Source organism: Streptomyces sp. NPDC111606 (assembly GCF_055656945.1).
Genome location: NZ_JBVKBY010000002.1, coordinates 1 through 21,405, shown reverse-complemented (window position 1 = coordinate 21,405; position 21,405 = coordinate 1). Strand labels below are relative to the sequence as shown.

Sequence of the window (21,405 nt, the reverse complement as noted above, 5' to 3'; positions counted from 1 at the left end):
GCCGCCGTCCCGGTGGGGCCGTCGCATGAGGGCGATCGTCGTCGGGGCGGGCATCGGAGGACTGGCCGCGACGCTGAGCCTGCGCCGGGCGGGTTGGGACGTCACGCTCGTCGAACAGGCAGCCCGCTTCACCGAGGTCGGGGCCGGAATCCAGCTCGCGCCCAACGCCACGCGGGTGCTGCGCCGGCTGGACGTCCTCGACGCGGTCGCCGCACCGGCCTCCCGCCCCTCCCACCTGAGCTTCCGTACCTGGTCCGACGGGTCGGAGATCTGCCGTTACGCGATGGGTCGTGCGGCCGAGGACGAGTTCGGGGCGCCCTATCTGCTGGTTCACCGCGCCGATCTGCACCAGGCCCTGGTGGCGGCGCTGCCCCCGGAGTCGGTGCGCCTGAACACGACCGTCGTGGACATCGCCCAGGACGACATCTCCGCCCACGTCACGACGGCGACCGGTGAGCGCCTGGGCGCGGACCTGGTGGTGGCCGCGGACGGCATCCGCTCCGCCGCCCGCCAGTGGCTCTTCGGCAAGGACGAGGCGGTGTTCTCGGGAACCGCCGCCTACCGGGCCCTGCTGCCCCTTGCCGAGGTGGCCGGCCTGGGCCTCCCCCCACTCGGTGTCTGGCTCGGCCCGGACCGCCACTTCGTCCACTACTGGGTGCGCCGCGGGGAACTCCTCAACGTCGTGGCCGTGTTCGCCACGGAGGCGGCGGCACAGGAGTCCTGGACCGCTCAGGCGGAACCAGGAGAGCAGTTACGCGAGTTCGCGGGCTGGGACTCCCGGGTCCTGAGCATCCTCGAACGCGCGGGCCGAGTACTGCGCCACGGCATCTACACCCGCTCCCCGCTCACCCGCTGGAACGTCGGCCGGGTGACCCTCCTCGGCGACAGCGCCCACGCGATGGTCCCGTTCCAGGCGCAGGGCGCGGCCCAGGCGATCCTGGACGCGGCCGCACTGGGCGACGCCCTCACCGACGCGGCGCCCGCCGAAGTCCCCTCCGCACTCGACCGCTACGCCGCCCGCCGTCTCCCGACCGCCACCAGCACACAGGCCGGCTCGACCCAGGCAGGCAGGGACTTCCACTTGCCGGACGGACCGGAGGCCAAGGAGAGAGACGCACGTATGGCGGCACACGCGGCCGAGAACAGGTTCATGCCGCAGGCGGCGGCGTGGCGGGCGGACGGATGGGACGACGGGCCGGAACGCTGAACGGCCCGGCCCGAAGCCCCCTCACTCCACCGTCACCGACTTCGCCAGATTCCGAGGCTGATCCACCTCGTTGCCCCGAGCCGTCGCCAGCTCACAGGCGAACACCTGCAAGGGGACCGTCGCCACCAGCGGCTGAAGCAAGGTCGGCGTGGCCGGAATCCGGATCAGGTGGTCCGCGTACGGCACCACCGCCTCGTCCCCCTCCTCCGCGATGACGATCGTCCGCGCACCCCGGGCCCGGATCTCCTGGATGTTGGACACGATCTTGTCGTGCAGAACCGACCGCCCCCGGGGCGAAGGCACGACCACGACCACCGGCAGGTCGTCCTCGATCAGAGCGATCGGTCCATGCTTCAACTCCCCCGCCGCAAAGCCTTCGGCGTGCATATAGGCGAGTTCCTTCAGCTTGAGCGCCCCCTCCAGCGCCACGGGATACCCGACATGCCGCCCCAGGAACAGCACCGTCTTCTTCGCGGCCAGCGACCGCGCCAGCTCCCGTACCGGCTCCATGGTCTCCAGCACCCGCTCGACCTCACCGGAGATCTGGGAGAGATCCCGGATGACCACGCCGATCTCGTCACCCCACTTGGTGCCCCGCACCTGCCCCAGATACAGCGCGACGAGGTAACACGCCACCAGCTGTGTCAGGAACGCCTTCGTCGAAGCGACCGCGACCTCGGGCCCGGCATGCGTGTACAGCACCGCGTCCGACTCACGCGGAATCGTCGACCCGTTGGTGTTGCAGATCGCCAGCACCCTGGCGCCCTGCTCACGGGCGTGCCGCAGCGCCATGAGGGTGTCCATGGTCTCGCCGGACTGCGAGATGGCGATGACGAGGGTCTGCTGATCGAGGATGGGATCCCGGTACCGGAACTCACTGGCCAGTTCGACCTCGCACGGCACCCGCGTCCAGTGCTCGATGGCGTACTTGGCGATCATCCCGGCGTGAAACGCCGTACCGCAGGCGACGATGACGACCTTGTCGATCTCCCGCAGCTCGGAGGCGCTGATGCGCACCTCGTCCAGCGTCAGCGAACCGGATGCGTCGATGCGCCCCAGCAACGTGTCGGCGACCGCCTTGGGCTGCTCGGCGATCTCCTTGAGCATGAAGTAGTCATAGCCCCCCTTTTCCGCGGCCGAGGCGTCCCAGTCGACGTGATACGACCGCACCTCGGCCGGCCGCCCGTCGAACCCGGTGACGGTCACCCCGTCCCGCCGCAGCTCCACCACCTGGTCCTGACCCAGCTCGATCGCCGACCGGGTGTGGGCGATGAACGCGGCGACATCCGAGGCGAGAAAGGCCTCACCCTCCCCAACGCCCACCACCAGCGGCGAGTTCCGCCGCGCACCGACCACCACATCGGGCGCGTCGGCATGCACGGCGACCAGCGTGAACGCCCCCTCCAACCGCCGGCACACCAGCCGCATGGCCTCGGCGAGGTCGGCGCAGACCGAGAACTCCTCGGCGAGCAGATGCGCGACCACCTCGGTGTCGGTCTCGGAGGCCAGCTCATGCCCCCGCTCCTCCAACTCGGCCCGCAGCCCGGCGAAGTTCTCGATGATCCCGTTGTGCACGACGGCGACACGCCCCGCGTTGTCGAGATGCGGATGCGCGTTCGCATCCGTGGGCCCACCGTGCGTGGCCCACCGCGTGTGCCCGAGCCCGGTGGTCCCGGTCGGCAACGGCCGCTCGGCCAGCTCCTTCTCCAGATTCGCCAGCTTCCCGGCCTTCTTGGCCCCGGCCAGCCCCCCGTCCGCCGGCACCGCGACCCCGGCCGAGTCGTACCCCCGGTACTCCAGCCGCTTCAGTCCGGCCATCACGATCTCGAGCGCCGACTGCGACCCCACGTATCCCACGATTCCGCACATGCGCGGCAGCCTACGGTCCGATCGTCACGAAAATCGCCCCCGAACTCCGCGCCGCCTGCCCGAATTCGGAAATTCCCACGGGGGTACGAAGCCCGAACCGCAGCCGGCCTCCGCCACCTGACGCAGACCTCCGTCAGGTCTTCGCCCGATAGGACCGCATGGCCAACGGATAGAACACGAGCGCGATCCCGGCCGCCCACACCAGCGACCACAGCACCGGCTCCGCCACCGGCCCACCCAGCAGCAGCCCCCGGAACGCGTCCGACAGATGCGTCACCGGATTCACGTCGCTCCACGCCTGCAGCCACCCCGGCATGGTGTCCACCATCACGAACGCGCTGCTCGTGAACGTGATCGGGAAAATGATCGTGAACGCGAAGGCCTGCACCTTCTCGGCGTCCCCCGCCAGCATCCCGATCAGCACCGCACTCCACGACACCGCCGCCGCGAACACGACCACCAGCAGCGTCCCGAGCAGGAACCCGCCCACTCCCCCGGTGATCCGGAAGCCGAGCAGCAGACCGAGCCCGATCATCAGCAGCAGCGCCCAGACATGCTTGGCGAGGTCGGCGGTGATGCGGCCGATGAGCGGCGCCGAGCGGGCGATCGGCAGGCTGCGCAGCCGGTCGAAGACGCCCTTGGTGAGGTCGGTGTTGAGCGCCATGGCCGTGTACATGGTCATGAACAGGGTGTTCTGGACGATGATCCCCGGCAGCGCGTACTTCAGATACGCCTCGGGCGACCCGGCCATCTGCCCGCCCAGCACATACGTGAAGAGGAACACGAACATGATCGGCGTGATGCTGTAGTCGACCAGTTCGAGGGGGTTGTGCTTCACGGCGACCAGGCTCCGCCAGGCCATCGTGAAGGTCTGCCGCATCCCGTCGAGCGGTCGCACCCGGCCCGACTTGGTGATCGGGGCCGTGATGGTCGTGGTGGCCGCGGTCATGACCGGCTCACCGCCTTCTCCAGCTCGCTCTCGTCGTCGTCCCGTACTGCCGCCCCGCCGTTCCCCTCCGGCTCGCCCGGCTCGGCACGGTGTCCGGTCAGCGCCAGGAACACCTCGTCCAGGGACGAGCGCCGCAGCGCCAGCTCGCCCACCGCGATCCCCTCACGGTCCAGCGTGCGCACGACAGCGGGCATCAGCTCGGGATCGTTCACCGGGGCGGTGATCATCTCGCCCTCGATCTGCGTCTGCGGGCCGGCCGCCTCGGCGACCAGCAGGTGCGCCCGTACGAGATGCTCCGGCGCCACCGGCCGCAGCTGCAGCACCTGGCCCCCGACCTGCGACTTCAGCTGATCGGGCGTGCCCTCGGCGATCACCCGGCCCTTGTCGATCACCACGATGTCGTCGGCGAGCACATCGGCCTCGTTCAGATACTGCGTGGTCAGCAGGGCCGTCGCCCCGTCCGCGACCAGGCCCCGCAGCAGGTCCCACAGCTCACCGCGGCTGTGCGGGTCAAGGCCGGTCGTCGGCTCGTCGAGAAAGAGGATGCTGGGCCGCCCGACGAGACTGGCCGCGAGGTCCAGACGCCTGCGCATGCCGCCGGAGTAGGTCTTCGTGGCCCGCCCGGCCGCGTCCGTCAGCTGAAAGCGCTCCAGCAGCTCGGCCGCGCGCGCCTTCGCGTCCCGCCGTGGCAGACCGAGCAGTCTGCCGATCATCAGCAGGTTCTCCGTGCCGGTCAGGTTCTCGTCCACCGCCGCGTACTGCCCGGTCAGCCCGACCATGGCGCGTACGACCCCGGCCTCCCGGACCACGTCGTGCCCGGCCACCTGCGCCCGGCCTGCGTCCGGCCGGAGCAGCGTCGCGAAGATCCGCACCGCGGTGGTCTTCCCCGCGCCGTTGGGACCCAGCAGTCCGAGCACCGTGCCTCGCCGGGCCCCCAGGTCGACCCCGGCCAGCGCCTCGGTGTCCTTGAACCGCTTGACCAGGCCTTCCGCCTCGATCGCATACGTCATGGGTCACCCCCTCGAGGTCGGTGGATCCCGGGCTGGGCCCACCTCTCCCACAACTGTGACGCACGCCACTGACATTCCCCACTTTGCCCGGGTACCGACCGGAGGCAGCCGTTTCCTCCCGAGAACGCGGCGGCGTGACGGATCCCACCTCACCGTCCGTTCGTACTCCCGTAACAATGGACTGTGATCTCTCCGGTCTCCTCGATGCCCCGGAGCGCCCACCGGCCCAGGCCGGAGGCGACTCCCTACGTCGACCTCACCCGCTCGGAGTGGAGCGCGCTGCGCGACAAGACCCCGCTGCCGCTCACGGCGGAGGAGGTCGAGAAGCTGCGCGGTCTGGGCGATGTCATCGACCTCGACGAGGTCCGCGACATCTACCTCCCGCTCTCCCGCCTCCTCAACCTCTACGTCGGCGCCACGGACGGCCTCAGAGGGGCGCTGAACACCTTCCTGGGCGAACAGGGCTCCCAGTCCGGCACCCCGTTCGTCATAGGGGTCGCCGGCTCGGTCGCCGTGGGCAAGTCCACGGTCGCCCGTCTCCTGCAGGCCCTGCTCTCCCGCTGGCCCGAGCACCCGCGCGTGGAGCTGGTCACCACGGACGGCTTCCTGCTGCCCACCAAGGAGCTCCAGGCCCGCGGCCTGATGTCGCGGAAAGGATTCCCCGAGTCCTTCGACCGCCGCGCCCTCACCCGCTTCGTCGCCGACATCAAGGCGGGCAAGGACGAGGTCACGGCACCCGTCTACTCCCACCTGATCTACGACATCGTCCCGGACCAGAAGCTCACGGTCCGCCGCCCCGACATCCTGATCGTCGAGGGCCTGAACGTCCTCCAGCCCGCCCTCCCCGGCAAGGACGGCCGCACCCGGGTCGGCCTCGCCGACTACTTCGACTTCAGCGTGTACGTCGACGCCCGCACCGAGGACATCGAGCGCTGGTACCTCAACCGCTTCAAGCGGCTGCGCGAGACCGCCTTCCAGAACCCGTCCTCGTACTTCCGCAAGTACACCCAGGTGTCCGAGGATGAGGCCCTCGACTACGCGGGCACGATGTGGCGCACGATCAACAAGCCCAACCTCGTCGAGAACATCGCCCCCACGCGCGGCCGGGCCACCCTGGTCGTCCGCAAGGGCCCGGACCACAAGGTGCAGCGGCTGAGCCTGCGAAAGCTGTGAGGCTGTCGCACGGGCCTGTTAGAAAGGCGTCATGCTGCATCTGCGCCTGATCACCCCGGCCGACCGGACCGACGACGTGGTCCGCCTGATCGAGAGGACGGTGGGGACGACCCACCTCGCCGTCCTGCCGGGCGCCGCCCGCAACCCCGCGGGGGACCTGGTCATGTGTGACGTGGCGCGCGAGGCGGGCGACGAACTCCTCACCGATCTGCAGCAGTTGGGCATCGAGGAGTCGGGGTCAATCGCCGTCGAGAACATCGACCTGTCGCTGTCCAAGCGCGCCGACAAGGCCGAGAAGGAGGCGCCGGGCGAGGGCGCGGACGCGGTGCTGTGGGAGCACCTCGCGGACGCCACGCACGAGGAGTCGACGCTCTCCGTCACCTACCTCGCCTTCATCACCCTCGCCACGATGATCGCGGCCTGCGGTGTGGTCCTCGACAACGCCATCCTGATCGTCGGCGCGATGGCGGTCGGGCCGGAGTTCGGGCCACTGGCCGGCATCTGCACGGCGATGGTGCAGCGCACGCCCCGGCTCGCACTGCGCTCACTGATCGCACTGCTGGTGGGCTTTGCCGTCGCGATGGCGGTGACGGTGGGCTTCAGCTACTTCATGGACGCCCTGAACCTGTTCAGCCACGAGCAGCTGAAGGCCGATCGCCCCAACACCAACTTCATCTACCGGCCCGACTGGTTCTCGTTCGTCGTGGCCGTCCTCGCCGGCTGCGCGGGCACGCTGTCCCTGACCTCGGCCAAGTCGGGCGCGCTGGTGGGCGTCGCCATCTCGGTGACGACGGTCCCAGCCGCCGCGAACGCCGCCGTGGCCTTCAGCTACGACGAGTACAAGCAGGCCTGGGGCTCAACGGAACAGCTCCTGCTGAACCTGCTGGGCATCGTCCTGGCGGGCACGCTCACGCTGCTCGCGCAGAAGTGGCTGTGGGCAAGGCAACGGCAGAGCAGCAGCGCCCTTTAGGGGCGCGGGGAACTGCGCGACGAGCCACGACGAACCCGTGGCTCGCGACGGAGCAGAACCCCCGCCCCCTACCCGGCACTGCCCACTACCCCAGCGCGGACTTCACCACATCGGCCAGCCGCCCCGCCACAGACCGCGCCTGCTCGATGTCCGCCGCCTCGACCATCACGCGCACCAACGGCTCGGTCCCCGACGACCGCAGCAACACCCGGCCCGTGGAGCCGAGTTCCCGCTCGGCGTCGCTGACCGCCGCCGCGAGCTCCGCCGACGTCTTCACACGCGACTTGTCCACGTCCGGCACATTGATCAGGACCTGCGGCAGCCGCTCCATCACACCGGCGAGATCCCGCAGCGTACGCCCGGTCTGGGCGATCCGAGCCGCCAGCAGCAGCCCGGTCAGCGTGCCGTCACCGGTCGTGGCGTGGTCGAGGATGATGACATGCCCGGACTGCTCGCCACCGAGGGCGTAGCCGTGCTCCTTCATCTCCTCCAGCACATACCGGTCACCGACGGCGGTCTGCACCAGCTTCAGCCCCTCGCGCTCCAGCGCCAGCTTGAAGCCGAGGTTCGACATCACGGTCGCCACAACCGTGTCGGACCGCAGCTCGGACCGCTCCCTCATCGCCAGCGCGAGCACGGCGAGGATCTGGTCGCCGTCCACCTCCTCGCCGGTGTGGTCCACGGCGAGGCACCGGTCGGCGTCCCCGTCGTGCGCGATCCCCAGCGCGGCCCCGTGGCCGAGGACGGCGGCCTTCAGCTTGTCCAGATGCGTGGACCCGCAGCCGTCGTTGATGTTGAGCCCGTCCGGCTCGGCACCGATGGTGACGACGTCGGCCCCGGCCTGCCGGAACGCCTCCGGAGAGACGCCCGCCGCGGCGCCGTGCGCCTCGTCGAGGACGATCTTCAGCCCGTCCAGCCGGTTGGGCAGGACGCCGAGGAGGTGGGCGACGTACTCGTCGAACCCCTGGTCGTACGACCGCACCCGCCCGACCGACGCACCCGTCGGCCGCTGCCACGGCTCACCGTGCCGGTGCTCGTCGTAGACGGACTCGATACGGTCCTCCAGCTCGTCGGCGAGCTTGTGGCCGCCGCGGGCGAAGAACTTGATGCCGTTGTCCGGCATGGCGTTGTGGCTGGCGGAGAGCATGACACCGAGGTCGGCGCCGAGCGAGCCGGTGAGGTGCGCGACCGCGGGCGTGGGCAGCACGCCGACCCGCATCACGTCGACACCCGCACTCGCGAGGCCCGCGACGACGGCGGCCTCCAGGAACTCCCCGGACGCGCGCGGGTCCCGCCCGACCACCGCTGTCGGCCGGTGGCCCTCGAAGGTGCCCGCCTCGGCGAGTACGTGCGCTGCCGCCACGGACAGACCGAGCGCCATCTCGGCCGTCAGATCCGCGTTGGCGACACCACGCACGCCGTCCGTGCCGAAGAGTCGTCCCACTTGTCCTCCTGAGGAAACTTCAGTTCCGAAAGCGGAGCCCGCGCTCGATGGGCCACCGGGCCACCGGGGGCTGCCGCTCCCAGGCATTCCATGCCCGGTGCATCGGATCACACAAGCCTTTGAACGTCTTGTGCCGTTATACGCCCGTGCCCGGCGATAAGACGAACGCCCCGGCGGCACTGTGGCGTGCCGCCGGGGCGTTCGGAGTACCGGAGTACGAGCAGAGGCAGCTTGCGCTTAGCGCTTGCTGTACTGCGGGGCCTTGCGGGCCTTCTTCAGACCGGCCTTCTTGCGCTCGACCGCACGGTCGTCGCGCTTGAGGAAGCCGGCCTTCTTCAGCGGGCCGCGGTTGTTGTCGACGTCGGCCTCGTTCAGGGCGCGGGCGACACCGAGACGGAGCGCACCGGCCTGGCCGGAGACACCGCCACCGGCGATGCGGGCGATGACGTCGTAGCGGCCCTCGAGCTCGAGCACCTTGAAGGGCTCGTTGACTTCCTGCTGGTGCACCTTGTTGGGGAAGTAGTCCTCAAGGGTGCGACCGTTGATCTTCCACTTGCCGGTGCCCGGAACGATCCGGACGCGGGCGATGGCGTTCTTACGGCGACCCAGGCCGGCGGCCGGCTGGGGCTCACCGAAGCGGGACGCCAGCGACTCCGAGGTGTACTCGCCCTCGACGGGGACCTCGGACTCGGTGGTGTAGCTGTCGATGTCGACGAGCTCAGTCTCTTCGACCGGCTGCTCAGGGGTGGTCTCGGCCACGATTCTCCTCAGATTCTCTTCAGTCTTAGGGGGTGGCCGGACTTACTGCGCGACCTGGGTGATCTCGTACGGCTGCGGCTGCTGCGCGCCGTGCGGGTGCTGGTCACCCTTGTAGACCTTCAGCTTCGAGAGCATCTGACGGCCCAGAGTGTTCTTGGGGAGCATGCCCTTGACGGCCTTCTCGATGGCCTTCTCGGGGTTCTTGTCGAGGAGCTCGTCGTAACGGACGGAGCGCAGACCACCCGGGTAGCCGGAGTGGCGGTACGCCATCTTCTGGGTCCGCTTGTTACCGGACAGGTGCACCTTGTCGGCGTTGATGATGATGACGAAGTCACCGGTGTCGACGTGGGGCGCGTAGATCGGCTTGTGCTTGCCGCGGAGAAGGGACGCGGCGGTGGTGGCGAGACGGCCCAGGACGACGTCCTGAGCGTCAATGACGTGCCACTGGCGAGTCACATCGCCGGGCTTGGGGCTGTACGTACGCACTTCGCAGCCTTCTTCTTCAGTGGATGGGTGCTGACACATGGCATCACTGAAGCGATCGTGCAGCTGGGGACGACAATGCCGGGGACGCTGCCCGTATGCCGCCCACTGGTAACTGCTCCAGGGAACCTAGGTAGAGGCCACTCCCGTGAGAATGAGCGAGCCAATACACAACGAACACGCAGGATACCTGCGGCGCCACGGCCGGGTCAAAACGGGTGGCCGGCGACCGCACCCTGCTGTCCATTGACCAGCGTAGGCGAGCACCAGGCCCTGCTGCGCCGCCCGCGCCCGGGCCCTCACCCCCGAACACCTGGCCCACCACGGCCACCGGCAGCCGACGCCCACCCAGGACGTGACCATCAACACGCCGGGACAAGCCCACGCCCCCCGCCCCAGCGGCGCCGAGGCTCACCCCTCCCCCAACCGAGTCCGCTCCTCGACGGGCGAAGCCGCGTGCCCGGCGGGATCCCGGGGCGGAGCCCCTGGCGGGGCCGAAGGGGCGGAGCCCCGGGATGACGGGACGGGCAGGGGCGGCGGGGGCGAGACCTCCCGCCCGGACCGAACGCCGCGGAAAGCGACAGTCACCGCCAGACCACACAGCGTCACCGCGTCCCGAAAGGCCCGCCGCTGCACCGCCTCCAGATAAGGCCAGGTCACCCCGGGAATCTGCGGCACGAGCGCCACCCAGAACCACACCACCCGGGCAACCGCCCCCTCCCCCAGCACCCCGGCCACCAGCAGCGGCACGACGACCAGCAGATAGTGGTCGTACGACGGCCGGGACACGAGGAACGCCGAGAGCATCAGCCCCACCGCGGTCTCGACAAGCCGCCGCGCCCCCTCGTCCCCGCCCCGCCACCGCCGATACGCACACCCGACCCCCACGCCCGCCGCGACCACCCCGATCCCCCCGGCCCACACCCCCGGCACCCCCACCCTCGGCAGCACAGCAGCCGGCGACGCCTCATACAGCCGTACAAAGCCGTCGTCCCCGCCGAGAAGGAACGGCAGAGTCCGGGTGAAGAACCCCGCAGGATCCGGCAGCAGCAACGCCGCCCCCACGGACGCGACCACCGGCACCCCGACCATCACCCCCAGCCCCCGCCACCGCCGCGCGAAGACGAACAGCAGCCCCACCGGCGCCAGCAACGGCTTCAGCGCGATCGCCGCCCCGATCACCGCCCCCGCCGCCACCCACCGCCCGCGCGCCGCCAGCAACAACCCCAGCGGCAGTGCGAGCACAGCCGTAGCGGTCCAGTTCCCCAGCAGAACAAGGTGCGCGAACGGCGCGAACCCGACCGCGAGCCCGATCAGTCCGAGGGCGGCGAACCGGCTGTGCAGCGGCACCCCGTGCACCCGCAGCGCACAGACCCAGCCCCCCACCAGACACCCGGTCACGACCACCGGCACGAGCACACCCAGCACACCCCGCGGGATCAGCGCCTGCGGAGCCGCAGCCAGCACCGCACTCGGCAAATAGAGAAAGTGGGGGTCGTCATACGGCGAACCCCCACCCAGCCAGACCCGCGCCGCCCGCACGACGATCGCGTTGTCCATCCCTCCGTCCGAGGTCACCCGCGCCGTACGCACCACGAGGGCCCCCAGCAAGACCCCGAGCACCGCCCACAGATGCCACGTCGCCCGTCGTACCAACCACCCGGAGATGTCGCTTTTGTGCTCGCTCACCGCCTGAACGCTAGGGGCCTGTGCGCCGCTTGGGGCGGACCGGCACGCCTTCGGTCCGTCTAAGATGCGCCCCATGAGCTACGGGCAGCAGGGGGGACCCCAGTCCCAGTGGGATCCCTGGACACCGCAATCCCAGCAGCCGTGGAACAGCGGCGCCGACGACCAGACCCCGGACTGGGCCGCACTCGCCGAGGCGTCCGAGACCCGTAACAAACGGCGTCGGCTGCTGTTCATCGGCGGCGGCGCACTGGCCACGGTCGCGATCGGCGCTGCCGTCGCCGTGGCCGTGGTGTCGTCGAACGACGGCAACTCGGCCTCGAACAAGCCGTCTTCCGAGCTCCCGGCGACCGCGGACCTGCCGAACCAGTCCACCGCCCCGTCGTTCGAGCCGACGAGCGCCCCGCCGCCGCTGGATCCGAAGGACTTCATCTCCAGCAAGGCCAAGGACACCGCTCCGCTCGGCGCGCAGATCCTCTTCCCCGGCACGCAGCTGACCATGGGTGAGACGGTCTACAAGAAGGGCGCGACGGACGACACGAAGAACTGCTCCGCGGTCACCGAGGGCGGGCTCCCGAAGATCCTCAGCGCCAACGGCTGCACCCGCTTCATGCGCGTCTCCTACGTCAAGGACGGCATCGCGGTGACGGTGGGCGTGGCCGTCTTCGACACCGAGGCGAAGGCCGCGAAGGTCAAGGGCCAGGTGAACACCAAGAAGGACATCGTCCGGCCGCTGTCCGGCAAGGGCATCAAGGACTTCTGCGCCTCCGCCGTCTGCTACTCCAAGTCCAACTCCTACGGCCGTTACGCCTACTTCACCATCACCGGCTTCACCAACGGCAAGGACATGACGGACAAGGACACGGCGGGCTTCCAGACCGGCGACAACCTGGAGGAGTTCACGTTCCGCCAGATCCGCCGGCGCGGCGAGGCCCAGGCTTCGGCGGCAGCGGGCGAGTAGCGGCGAGCGGCGGCCGACGCACGGTCGACCGCCGCCCACGGCCTCACCTGTGCTTCAGGCGCAGCCGGATCGGTACGACCGCCGACTCCAGCTGCGTCCGAAGCGTCATCTTCGACACACCCTCCGTCCGCTCCTCGAAGCGGATCGGGATCTCGACGGCGCTGTGCCCGGCCCGTACGGCCTTGTACTTCAGCTCGACCTGGAAGCTGTAGCCCGCGCTGTCCAGGGTGGCCAGGTCGATGTCCCGCAGCGTCGCGGCCGACCACAGGTTGAAGCCGGCCGTGATGTCCCGGATCTTCGTGCCGAGCACGGTGCGGGCGTAGCGGTTGGCGAACCGGGACAGCAGCACCCGGTGCACGCCCCAGTCCTCGTCCAGCGAACCGCCCTCGACGTACCGGCTGCCGACGACCAGGCCCACCCCGGAGGCCACCGCCGTGCCCAGCATGCGCGGCACCGCCTCCGCCGGGTGGCTGCCGTCGGCGTCCATCTGGACGACGTACGCGGCACCTTCCTGAAGCGCGGCGCTCATACCCGCGACGTACGCCCGCCCCAGACCGTCCTTCTCGGTGCGGTGCAGCACGCTCATCCGGCGCCGGCCGTCCCAGTTGTACTTCTCGGCGAGTTCCTCGGCGATCCTCCCGGTGCCGTCCGGGCTGGAGTCGTCGACGATCTTCAGGTGCAGCCCGTCGATCGGCAGCCCGAGCACCAGCTCGGCCATCCGCGCCACGTTCGCGGCCTCGTTGTACGTAGGCATGACCACGGTGACCGGTACGCCCGGGTGTCTGTCGTGGTTGTCACGTCCCGTCATGGCTTTCTCTTTCCCTCCCCTAGGAGCCCCTACCGAGGCCCCTCCCCTACGGGCGCGGGCCTTCCCAGCGCCCGGAACCGCCAGCCCGCCGCGGTCCAGCGGTCCGCGTCGAGCACCCCCCGCCCGTCCACGATCCGCGGACGGGAAACCAGCGACCGGGCCCGCTGCGGGTCGATCTCCCGGAACTGCGGCCACTCGGTCAGATGCAGCACGAGATCGGCGCCGCGCAGCGCCTCCTCGGCCGACAGCGCGTATCCGAGGAGCGGGAACACCTTTGCGGGCGTTGTCCATCGCCTCGGGGTCGTAGACCGTGACGTCGGCGCCGTCGAGCCGCAGCCGCGCGGCGACGTTGAGCGCCGGCGAGTCACGGATGTCGTCGGAGTCGGGCTTGAACGCCGCCCCGAGTACGGCGACGCGGGCCCCCAGGACCCCTCCCCCGCACAGCTCCCGTGCCAGTTCGACAACCTTGTCGCGGCGCCGCATGTTGATCGCGTCCACCTCGCGCAGGAACGCCAGCGAGACGCCCAGCTCGTCGGCACGGTGCGCGAAGGCGCGGATGTCCTTGGGCAGACAGCCCCCGCCGAAGCCGACGCCGGCCCGCAGGAACTTCCTGCCGATCCGGTCGTCGTACCCGATCGCCTCGGCGAGCACGCCGACGTCGCCGCCCGCGGCCTCGCAGACCTCCGCCATCGCGTTGATGAAGGAGATCTTGGTGGCGAGGAAGGCGTTGGCGGCCGTCTTGACCAGTTCGGCGGTCGGGAAGTCGGCGGTGACGAGCGGGGTCCCGGCGGCGAGGACGGGCGCGTACACGTTTCGAAGAATCGTTTCGGCACGCTCCGAGCGCACCCCGAACACCAGCCGGTCCGGCCGCAGGGTGTCCTCGACGGCGAAGCCCTCCCGCAGGAACTCCGGGTTCCAGGCGACCTCGACGCCGGCATGCGTGTCCGCGAGCCGCCCCGCTGTCCCGACCGGCACGGTCGACTTGCCGACCAGCAGCGCGTCGGGGCCGGCGTGCGCGGCGATCGCCGCGAAGGCGGAGTCGACGTACGTCAGGTCGGCGCCCTCGGAGCCGGTGCGCTGCGGCGTGCCGACGCACACGAAGTGCACGTCGCCGAAGGCCGCGGCCTGCGTGTAGTCGGTCGTGAACCGCAGCCGCCCGCTCGCCGTGTGCTTGGCGATCAGTTCCGGCAGCCCGGGCTCGTGGAACGGCACCCGGCCCGCCTGCAGCGCGGCGACCTTGTCGGGATCGACGTCGACCCCGAGGACATCGTGGCCGAGCTCCGCCATGCAGGCGGCGTGGGTGGCACCGAGGTAGCCGGTGCCGATGACGGTGAGCCGCATGGGTACGGCCCCTTTCTTGGCGTGGAGCGTTCTGCCGTGGAGCGGCGACAGCTCAGGAGGTCTTGATCCAGATGCGGTACGTGCCCGTGCCGCTGGAGTTGCTGAAGGGCACCTTGCCGAGGAGCCGGTAGTGCGAATTGCCCTTGACCGCGGCCGCGATGACGTCGTCGACCCGCGGGTTGGTGAGTCCGTCCAGGACGATCAGGTCGAACTCGCCCTCGCGCAGCGCCGCGCGGTAGGCGTCGTCGCCCGTGTGGTACTTGCCCTTCTCGTCCGTGTACTCCAGCGCGAACACGCCCTGCCACTGGCGATGAGTGGTCTTTTCCCGCAGGTAGTAGACGGGCACTTCGGGCGTCGAGGCGAGGTAGTGGCCCTTGGAGTTCACATGGGTGTCGATGGTCCTGATCATCTTCGAGGAGTCGGGCCAGACGCCGAAGCGCCAGTCCGCCTGCGAGATGCCGAGGCACAGCACCGCCGTCCAGAGCATGATCCCGAGCTGGGGGTAGCGGAAGTGAGCGCCCATCAGACGGGTCACGCCCACGCCTGCCATCGGCGCGGCGAACAGCAGACCGAAGCCGACGTGCTTGAACAGCGAGACCACGGTGGCCAGTTGGATCTGGTACGCGGGCGCGAGCAGGGCCGTGCCGCACAGCGTCAGGCCGAGCAGGGCACGCCAGCGCCAGCCGGGGTTGCCCAGCTTCAGCGCGATCGGCGACTCGTTCATCCGGCTGCGCCGTACGTAGGAGATGGCGCCGCCGACAGCGGTCAGGAACATCAGCCCGCCCCACTCCGCCGAGCGCTGGAGCAGGAACTGGGCGCTGTCGGAGCCGTGGTCACGGTCGGTGGTGGTCTGCTGGACACCGGCGAGCAGGTCCGTGGTGTACATCCCCACGAGCATCAGACCGCCGATGCCGAGGCCGAGCAGCATCATCCGCAGGAACGATTTTGCACCCTTGTGCGGCCAAGCGGTCAGCAGCGCGAGCACACAGATGGTGGGCAGGTACAGCGCGGACGCGTACTTCACGCCGACCGCGAGCACCGCCACGGGCGCGGCGAGCAGGACGGCGATCACCGGCGCGCGGTCGGTGCGCACCACGATCCAGGTCGCCAGCGCGAGCAGGAACACCGCCATCGCGTCGTAGGTCGCGAAGTACCCCATGACGACGGTCGACTGGAGCACCGCGAACAGCGCCGCCGCGGCGAGCGCCGCACGCTCGTTGAACAGCCGCCGGGTGAAGGAGTACAGCAGCCCGGTGGTGGCCAGCATGAACAGCAGGCTGAGACACCGTGCCCCCGTGAGTCCGAACTGCCCGTCGACCAGCGCGACGAGCACCGGGTACAGCTGCGGCGAACCGGAGAAGTAGGCGGCGTAGTTGATGGGCAGTGGCGCGCCGTTCAGCAGATGGTCGAGCTCGGCGTGACCGGCCGCGATGTACAGGGCCTCGTCCTGGAACGCCGTGTTGGACAGCCGCAGCGACAGGGCCGTCTGGATGAGGAGGATGCACAGCAGCACGGTCCGGCTCACCCAAGCCCGCCGACGGCTGCCCGCCATGTCCCAGCCGGCCTCCGGCGTCGCGGGGATGTGGTAACCCGGCTCGTCGTCCGGCACCTGCTGGTACTGGACGGTGCGCAGCGCGTACGTCGGCTGGTCCTCGTGCTGCCCGTGCGGCTGCTGCGGGATCTGCGCCGGGTACGGCTGCTGGTACTGCTCCTGGTACTGCTCCTGCTGGTGCCCGTACTGGCCGGCTTCGAACCCGTAGCCCTGCTGAGAGGGGCGCTGCCCGTTCGAGTTGAACCAGCCGGAGGCCGACTCGTCCTCGGCGTACGGATCGTAGGGCTGAGGCGTGTAATGATCGTTTCGGGAGGTCATCACGGCTTCCGTACGTCGAAGCCGAAGCTGTCGTCGGCGGCCAGGCGCTTGAACTCCGTCAGCGCCAGCGGGCTCGCCTCCAGTCGCCAGTCGGCACGCTTTTTGTGGTTGAACCAGATGAAACCGAGCATGTCGTCGTCCGCCGTCACGCCCGCGAACAGGTTGCGGATGTCGGCACGCCGCCGCTCACCCGCCATCGCGGCGGTCTCCAGCAGGATCATCGGCTTCTTGGTGAAGGTGCGGACCTGGTCCCGGGTCGCCCCGAAGACGCTGTCGAAGGCGTTGTCCTCCTCGATCGTCCAGTAGCCGATGAGGCCGACCCAGTCGACGTAGGCGTCGCCCGGGTAGTACGGCTTGAGCCTCACGCTCTTGACCGGGTTGACGATGTTGGGCGACCAGGCCCAGATGACGTTCGAGGCGCCGACGTCGATGAAGGTCTCGTGGATGTGCCGCCAGGCGGCCACGTAGTCCTTCGGGGTCACGTCCTTCGTGCCCCACTTCTCCCAGTGGCCGTTGAACTCGTCGGCGAAGGAGATCACGACGGGCAGGTTCAGCTTGCGGACCGCGGTCGCGTACTCCTTGATGTACGCGTCCGACTCGCCGGCCGCGATATCGGCGACCGGCGTGTCGAAGGGCTCCCACGACATCAGCGTCATGGCGCCGTCACGCCAGGCGTTGCGCACACCGGTGGCGTCGAAGCCGTCGCCCCAGGCGGCGTAGTACTCGATGAGGTTCGGCTGCTTGCCGACCATCTTCGTGTACGTGTCGACGCTCTTCATGGAGGTCGGCGCGCCGTCCACGGCGGCGCCGAAGTACTTCTTGTCCGGCTTCAGCAGCGGTACGACGTCGTAGGGCACGTCAGTCCCGGGGCCCGCCGCCGAGTCGGCATCCGCCTTGCCCTGCTCGCTGTTCTGCGAGGAGCCGCCCGACTCCTCGCCGGGGACCGAGCAGCCGCTGAGGGCGAGCACACCGCTGAGCAGCGCGGCCGCCAGGGTCGTACGCGTGCGGGTGAACAGCCGCATCAGGCCACCGCCTTCTCGCGGGGCTGGACCAGGACACGGCCCACGACAAGGGCGTAGAAGAGGCCGGAGGACAGGATCAGGGCGAAGTCCGGGGCGTCCATGGTGAACGAGCGGTAGACCGCCCCCACGACCCAGATCAGCGCGGTGCCGCCGCTCCACACCCACATGCCGATCCAGAAGCGCCGCGTCTTGTTCTTCTTGGCGCCGGAGGAGCCGGTGGGCTGCCAGCCCATGCGGTTCTTGCGGAGGATGTCCCAGATGGCGAACACATGGGCCCAGCCGTACATCAGGCGGGCCGCCCAGGCCTCCAGGCGGTAGGGGGCGGTGTGCCACATCGGGAAGATGATCGTGGTGTAGATGATGCTGGGCAGTACCAGGGCCAGGTGCTCGACCATGAGCTTCTCCGGCATCACGATCAGCAGCACGATCGGGATGACGGGGGCGGCGAAGGTGAACAGCGCCGTGTGGATGTAGTAGAAGAAGCCGGACATGTAGCACAGGCGGCTGGAGAACCTGATCTTCGCCTGCCAGAACTTCCGGCTGCCGAGCAGGCTCATCGACCCCGAGCACCAGCGGTACTGCTGGTTGAAGAAGGCACCCGCGGTGTCCGGGCACACGCCCGTGGACACGGCGATCGGCACATAGCGCAGATCCCAGCCCAGGCCCCGCAGGTCGAAGCCGGTGTGCACGTCCTCGGAGTGCTCGATCAGCGTCGTACCGCCGTTGGTCTCCAGCGCGGCCCGCCGGTACACCGCACAGCTGCCCACGCAGATCGCGCCGTCGCTGCCCTGCCGGGAGACCTGCACGGACCGGTAGAACAGCTCCTGCACAGCGCCCGCGCCGCGCTCGATCCAGTTCTGCGAGTCCAACACCCGGAAGTACTGCGGCGACTGGACGATTCCGATGCCCGGGTCCGCCTCCATGTACGGCAGCAGCTCCTGGAGCAGGTCTGCGCGCGGCGTGAAGTCGGCGTCCAGGATCAGGATGTACTTGCCGTCGGACTGCCCGAACCCGAAGTGCAGGTTGCCGGCCTTCTTGAACCAGCCCCGGTTCTCCCGGGTGCCGTAGCGGAACCCGAAATCCCGGGCCATGGCGGCCAGTTCGGGACTGGCACCGTCGTCGAGCACGAACGGGACGCAGACGCCGGGATACCGGTCGGCCATCTCCCGCACATGCCGCCAGGTGTTGTGCAGCACCTCGATGGGCTCACCGCACACCGGCAGGAACACGTCGACGCTCGGGTACACCTCGGGCCGCCAGTTGTGCACCAGCCGCTTGTGGTGCGCGATGTCGAAGTCCCGGGTGAAACCGTTCACCCGCAGCGACACCAGGTAGTACAGGACCGTGAAGACCAGCAGCGGCGTGTAGATCCACAGCAGCGGCGTGGACTGGGCCAGCTTGAACTGACTCATCACCAGGCAGCAGAAGCTGATCAGCGAACTGATCGTCAGGATCCACAATCGCCGGCGTGTGTAGGAGTACTTCTCCCTGTCCGTCGGCGGCAGCGGCAGCAGCCCCAGCGGAGCACCGTCACCCCGCCCGGCCTTCCGCCGTCCGCCACCGTTGCCGTTCTGGCGCGTGCTGCGCCGCCCCCCGGTCCGCGCAGGACCAACTGAACTCATGAAAAACCCACCCCCGGGCCCGGATACGGCCCGTACGACCCCCACCCCTACCCGGCCTTCCCCATGTCGATTTCTCGAACAACGGCCGGGCAGCTCGAACAAAATAGTTGAGCGATGAAAAGATATACGAGAGGTAAGGGGGCTGTAAGGGGCATCAAGGTGACTTACGCCCGGTAAGTCCTGACATGAGCGCTATCTGACCTCAAATGTCAGGTAACTAACAGGTTTCGCATCCGGACGTCCCGGGCAGGAATCGCCTGTTCCGCGCCTCCTTGCTCCGCGCCGCCAGCAACTCGTCCGCCGGATACCCCACCTCTTCGAGGGTGAGCCCGTGCGGCCGTACGACATGCACGGCGGAGTCCCTGACACCGGCGGCAAGCACCTTGCCGGGCCAGTCGGCGGGCCGGTGCCCGTCCCCCACGAACAGCAGCGCCCCGATCAGCGACCGCACCATGTTGTGGCAGAAGGCGTCGGCACGAACCGTCGCGGTGACGATCCCGTCGTCCCCCCGCACGAGGCTCAGCTCCTGGAGGGTACGAATGGTGGTCGCCCCCTCCCGCTTCTTGCAGTAGGCGGCGAAGTCGTGCTCGCCGAGGAGCCGCCCGGCGGCCTCGTTCATGGCGTCGACGTCGAGGGGCCAGTCGTGCCAGAGGACGTGGCTGCGCAGCAGCGGGTCGACGCCCCCGGGATTGTCGGTGACGCGATACGCATAGCGCCGCCAGATCGCCGAGAACCGCGCGTTGAACCCACTGGGCGCCTCCCGCAGCGCCCACACCCGCACGTCCTTGGACAGCCGTCCGGCAAGCCGCTTGAGCAGCTTCTCGTGATGCTCCCGCCAGACCGCCTCCGGCAGATCGACATGCGCCACCTGCCCCCGAGCATGCACCCCGGCATCGGTACGCCCCGCCACGGTCAGTTCGTACGTCGTCCCGCCCGACCGCGTGACGGTCCGCAGGGCATCCTCGATCTCCCCCTGCACGGTCCGCCGCCCGCCGGCCTGCTTGGCCCAGCCATGGAACTCGGCACCGTCGTAGGACAGATCGAGGCGGACACGGACGTAGCCGGGTGCTGCTTCATCACTCACAACGAGATCCTCTCAGGAACACAGAAGCGGGCCCGCTCCCCGAAGGGAACGGGCCCGCCAACGCCCAAAGGGGCGCGGGGAACTGCGCGACCAGCCACGACGGCGCCGCAGCCGCAAACGGAACAGCCCCCGGCAGAACGCTTACGCGTCCTTCGACTCCTCGGCGGCAGCCTCGTCGGCCTTGGTCGTGTCGACCTTGGTCTCAGCAGCCTCGGTGACCTCGACGTCCTTGGCAGCGCGCTTCGTCGCGGCCTCGGCCTCGCCGGTGGCCTCCTGAGCAACCGTCAGCGCCTCGACCAGCTCGATGACAGCCATGGGCGCGTTGTCGCCACGGCGGTTACCGATCTTGGTGATACGGGTGTAGCCACCCGGACGGTTCTCGTAGCGCGGGCCGATCTCGGTGAAGAGCGTGTGCACGATGCTCTTGTCCGTGATGACCTGCAGCACCTGGCGGCGGTTGTGAAGGTCGCCCTTCTTCGCCTTGGTGACCAGACGCTCGGCGTACGGCCGCAGACGGCGGGCCTTCGCCTCGGTGGTGGTGATACGGCCGTGCTCGAAGAGCGCCTTCGCGAGGTTCGCGAGGAGCAGCTTCTCGTGCGCGGCACCGCCGCCCAGACGGGCACCCTTGGTGGGCTTCGGCATTTTGTCTCTCCTGTGTGTCTGCCCCGGCCGTGTCAGGTACCGAGGTCAGTATCCGAGCAGGCGGTCGCCTGTCGGAGATCCGGGCGCCTTTTCAGACGCCCGGAAGGGCCGCGCCCCAGAGGGGCGCGGGGAACTGCGCGACCAGCCGAAGCCGGCCCGCAGCCACATTCCAACCGCCGAGCCCGAGCTCTTAGTACTGCTCGGTCTCCACGAACCCGGCATCCGCGTCGTCGTCGGCACCAAAGGCGTCGGCGGCTGCGGTCGGGTCGAACCCGGGAGGCGAGTCCTTGAGCGCAAGCCCCATGCCCGCAAGCTTGGCCTTGACCTCGTCAATGGACTTCGCACCGAAGTTACGGATGTCCAGGAGGTCGGCCTCGGAACGAGCCACGAGCTCACCCACGGAGTGGATGCCCTCGCGCTTGAGGCAGTTGTACGACCGAACGGTGAGCTCCAGCTCCTCGATCGGCAGCGCCAGATCAGCGGCGAGCGCGGCGTCCGTCGGGGA

Annotated in this window: 18 protein-coding genes and 1 pseudogene; 4 read left to right on the top strand and 15 right to left on the bottom strand. The window is 69.3% G+C overall.

What is annotated here, in order from left to right; all coding sequences use genetic code 11:
- Nucleotides 1-25: 25 nt before the first annotated feature.
- Nucleotides 26-1,207 (top strand): FAD-dependent monooxygenase, encoded by a 1,182-nt coding sequence (locus tag ACZ7M7_RS08025; RefSeq protein ID WP_472114060.1) that lies wholly within the window; start codon nt 26-28, stop codon nt 1,205-1,207.
- Between the two features lie 21 nt (nt 1,208-1,228).
- Here the strand turns inward: ACZ7M7_RS08025 and glmS are convergent, their stop codons facing one another.
- The 3 genes from glmS to ACZ7M7_RS08010 all read right to left on the bottom strand — a co-directional run bounded on the left by glmS (nt 1,229) and on the right by ACZ7M7_RS08010 (nt 5,035).
- Nucleotides 1,229-3,076: a glutamine--fructose-6-phosphate transaminase (isomerizing) gene (glmS, locus tag ACZ7M7_RS08020; protein WP_383612001.1), complete on the bottom strand. Its 1,848-nt coding sequence runs from the start codon at nt 3,074-3,076 to the stop codon at nt 1,229-1,231.
- A 133-nt stretch (nt 3,077-3,209) separates the two neighbouring features.
- Nucleotides 3,210-4,025 carry an ABC transporter permease gene (locus ACZ7M7_RS08015; RefSeq protein WP_383612003.1) on the bottom strand — a complete coding sequence of 272 codons (816 nt, stop codon included), beginning with the start codon at nt 4,023-4,025 and terminating at the stop codon, nt 3,210-3,212.
- Nucleotides 4,022-5,035: an ATP-binding cassette domain-containing protein gene (locus tag ACZ7M7_RS08010; protein ID WP_472114056.1), complete on the bottom strand. Its 1,014-nt coding sequence runs from the start codon at nt 5,033-5,035 to the stop codon at nt 4,022-4,024. The genes ACZ7M7_RS08015 and ACZ7M7_RS08010 overlap by 4 nt, the downstream gene beginning before the upstream one ends.
- A gap of 204 nt (nt 5,036-5,239) precedes the next feature.
- On the opposite strand from ACZ7M7_RS08010, the gene coaA reads away from it, so the two are divergent.
- Both coaA and ACZ7M7_RS08000 read left to right on the top strand, forming a co-directional pair.
- A complete protein-coding gene (gene coaA / locus ACZ7M7_RS08005; protein ID WP_472114053.1) occupies nt 5,240-6,208 on the top strand; it encodes a type I pantothenate kinase in 969 nt (322 codons plus the stop codon).
- Nucleotides 6,209-6,239: 31 nt separating this feature from the next.
- On the top strand, nt 6,240-7,178 hold the full coding sequence (locus ACZ7M7_RS08000; protein WP_472114050.1) for a DUF389 domain-containing protein: 939 nt from the start codon (nt 6,240-6,242) through the stop codon (nt 7,176-7,178).
- 85 nt (nt 7,179-7,263) lie between these two features.
- Here the strand turns inward: ACZ7M7_RS08000 and glmM are convergent, their stop codons facing one another.
- The 4 genes from glmM to ACZ7M7_RS07980 form a co-directional block, all read right to left on the bottom strand.
- On the bottom strand, nt 7,264-8,622 hold the full coding sequence (glmM, locus tag ACZ7M7_RS07995; protein ID WP_383630024.1) for a phosphoglucosamine mutase: 1,359 nt from the start codon (nt 8,620-8,622) through the stop codon (nt 7,264-7,266).
- Between the two features lie 237 nt (nt 8,623-8,859).
- Nucleotides 8,860-9,381 (bottom strand): 30S ribosomal protein S9, encoded by a 522-nt coding sequence (gene rpsI, locus ACZ7M7_RS07990; protein WP_383612015.1) that lies wholly within the window; start codon nt 9,379-9,381, stop codon nt 8,860-8,862.
- A 42-nt stretch (nt 9,382-9,423) separates the two neighbouring features.
- Complete coding sequence (rplM, locus tag ACZ7M7_RS07985; protein ID WP_030950652.1) at nt 9,424-9,867, bottom strand: 50S ribosomal protein L13; 444 nt, start codon at nt 9,865-9,867, stop codon at nt 9,424-9,426.
- Nucleotides 9,868-10,275: 408 nt separating this feature from the next.
- Nucleotides 10,276-11,553 (bottom strand): glycosyltransferase 87 family protein, encoded by a 1,278-nt coding sequence (locus ACZ7M7_RS07980; protein WP_472114045.1) that lies wholly within the window; start codon nt 11,551-11,553, stop codon nt 10,276-10,278.
- Between the two features lie 73 nt (nt 11,554-11,626).
- Between ACZ7M7_RS07980 and ACZ7M7_RS07975 the strand changes: the two genes are divergently transcribed.
- On the top strand, nt 11,627-12,511 hold the full coding sequence (locus ACZ7M7_RS07975) for a hypothetical protein (RefSeq protein WP_383612020.1): 885 nt from the start codon (nt 11,627-11,629) through the stop codon (nt 12,509-12,511).
- A 43-nt stretch (nt 12,512-12,554) separates the two neighbouring features.
- Here ACZ7M7_RS07975 and ACZ7M7_RS07970 read toward each other — a convergent pair whose 3' ends face one another.
- From ACZ7M7_RS07970 to ACZ7M7_RS07935, 8 genes and pseudogenes are all read right to left on the bottom strand, one after another.
- A complete protein-coding gene (locus tag ACZ7M7_RS07970; RefSeq protein ID WP_472115173.1) occupies nt 12,555-13,265 on the bottom strand; it encodes a polyprenol monophosphomannose synthase in 711 nt (236 codons plus the stop codon).
- 83 nt (nt 13,266-13,348) lie between these two features.
- Nucleotides 13,349-14,660 (bottom strand): annotated as a pseudogene (locus ACZ7M7_RS07965) (UDP-glucose dehydrogenase family protein).
- Between the two features lie 52 nt (nt 14,661-14,712).
- Nucleotides 14,713-16,530, bottom strand: coding sequence for an ArnT family glycosyltransferase (locus ACZ7M7_RS07960; protein WP_472114042.1), 1,818 nt, complete (start codon nt 16,528-16,530; stop codon nt 14,713-14,715).
- The gene (locus tag ACZ7M7_RS07955; RefSeq protein ID WP_472114039.1) at nt 16,530-17,552 is read right to left on the bottom strand and encodes a glycoside hydrolase family 26 protein; all 1,023 of its coding nucleotides are present in this window, start codon (nt 17,550-17,552) and stop codon (nt 16,530-16,532) included. The genes ACZ7M7_RS07960 and ACZ7M7_RS07955 overlap by 1 nt, the downstream gene beginning before the upstream one ends.
- Nucleotides 17,552-18,967, bottom strand: coding sequence for a glycosyltransferase family 2 protein (locus ACZ7M7_RS07950; protein WP_383612055.1), 1,416 nt, complete (start codon nt 18,965-18,967; stop codon nt 17,552-17,554). Before ACZ7M7_RS07950 ends, ACZ7M7_RS07955 begins: the two co-directional genes overlap by 1 nt.
- Before the next feature lie 424 nt (nt 18,968-19,391).
- Complete coding sequence (gene truA, locus ACZ7M7_RS07945; protein WP_383630014.1) at nt 19,392-20,258, bottom strand: tRNA pseudouridine(38-40) synthase TruA; 867 nt, start codon at nt 20,256-20,258, stop codon at nt 19,392-19,394.
- A 141-nt stretch (nt 20,259-20,399) separates the two neighbouring features.
- Nucleotides 20,400-20,900 carry a 50S ribosomal protein L17 gene (gene rplQ, locus ACZ7M7_RS07940; protein WP_383612037.1) on the bottom strand — a complete coding sequence of 167 codons (501 nt, stop codon included), beginning with the start codon at nt 20,898-20,900 and terminating at the stop codon, nt 20,400-20,402.
- A 190-nt stretch (nt 20,901-21,090) separates the two neighbouring features.
- Nucleotides 21,091-21,405, bottom strand: a 315-nt coding sequence (locus tag ACZ7M7_RS07935) for a DNA-directed RNA polymerase subunit alpha C-terminal domain-containing protein (protein ID WP_351579901.1), incomplete at its 5' end; no start/stop codon positions are given.

Excerpts from the sequence above, each read along its gene's own strand:
- ACZ7M7_RS08025 (WP_472114060.1), top strand. The coding sequence starts at position 26 with ATGAGGGCGATCGTCGTCGGGGCGGGCATCGGAGGACTGGCCGCGACG.
- glmS (WP_383612001.1), bottom strand. The coding sequence starts at position 3,076 with ATGTGCGGAATCGTGGGATACGTGGGGTCGCAGTCGGCGCTCGAGATC.
- ACZ7M7_RS08015 (WP_383612003.1), bottom strand. The coding sequence starts at position 4,025 with ATGACCGCGGCCACCACGACCATCACGGCCCCGATCACCAAGTCGGGC.
- ACZ7M7_RS08010 (WP_472114056.1), bottom strand. The coding sequence starts at position 5,035 with ATGACGTATGCGATCGAGGCGGAAGGCCTGGTCAAGCGGTTCAAGGAC.
- coaA (WP_472114053.1), top strand. The coding sequence starts at position 5,240 with ATGCCCCGGAGCGCCCACCGGCCCAGGCCGGAGGCGACTCCCTACGTC.
- ACZ7M7_RS08000 (WP_472114050.1), top strand. The coding sequence starts at position 6,240 with ATGCTGCATCTGCGCCTGATCACCCCGGCCGACCGGACCGACGACGTG.
- ACZ7M7_RS07975 (WP_383612020.1), top strand. The coding sequence starts at position 11,627 with ATGAGCTACGGGCAGCAGGGGGGACCCCAGTCCCAGTGGGATCCCTGG.
- ACZ7M7_RS07970 (WP_472115173.1), bottom strand. The coding sequence starts at position 13,265 with ATGCCTACGTACAACGAGGCCGCGAACGTGGCGCGGATGGCCGAGCTG.
- ACZ7M7_RS07960 (WP_472114042.1), bottom strand. The coding sequence starts at position 16,530 with ATGACCTCCCGAAACGATCATTACACGCCTCAGCCCTACGATCCGTAC.
- ACZ7M7_RS07955 (WP_472114039.1), bottom strand. The coding sequence starts at position 17,552 with ATGCGGCTGTTCACCCGCACGCGTACGACCCTGGCGGCCGCGCTGCTC.
- rplQ (WP_383612037.1), bottom strand. The coding sequence starts at position 20,900 with ATGCCGAAGCCCACCAAGGGTGCCCGTCTGGGCGGCGGTGCCGCGCAC.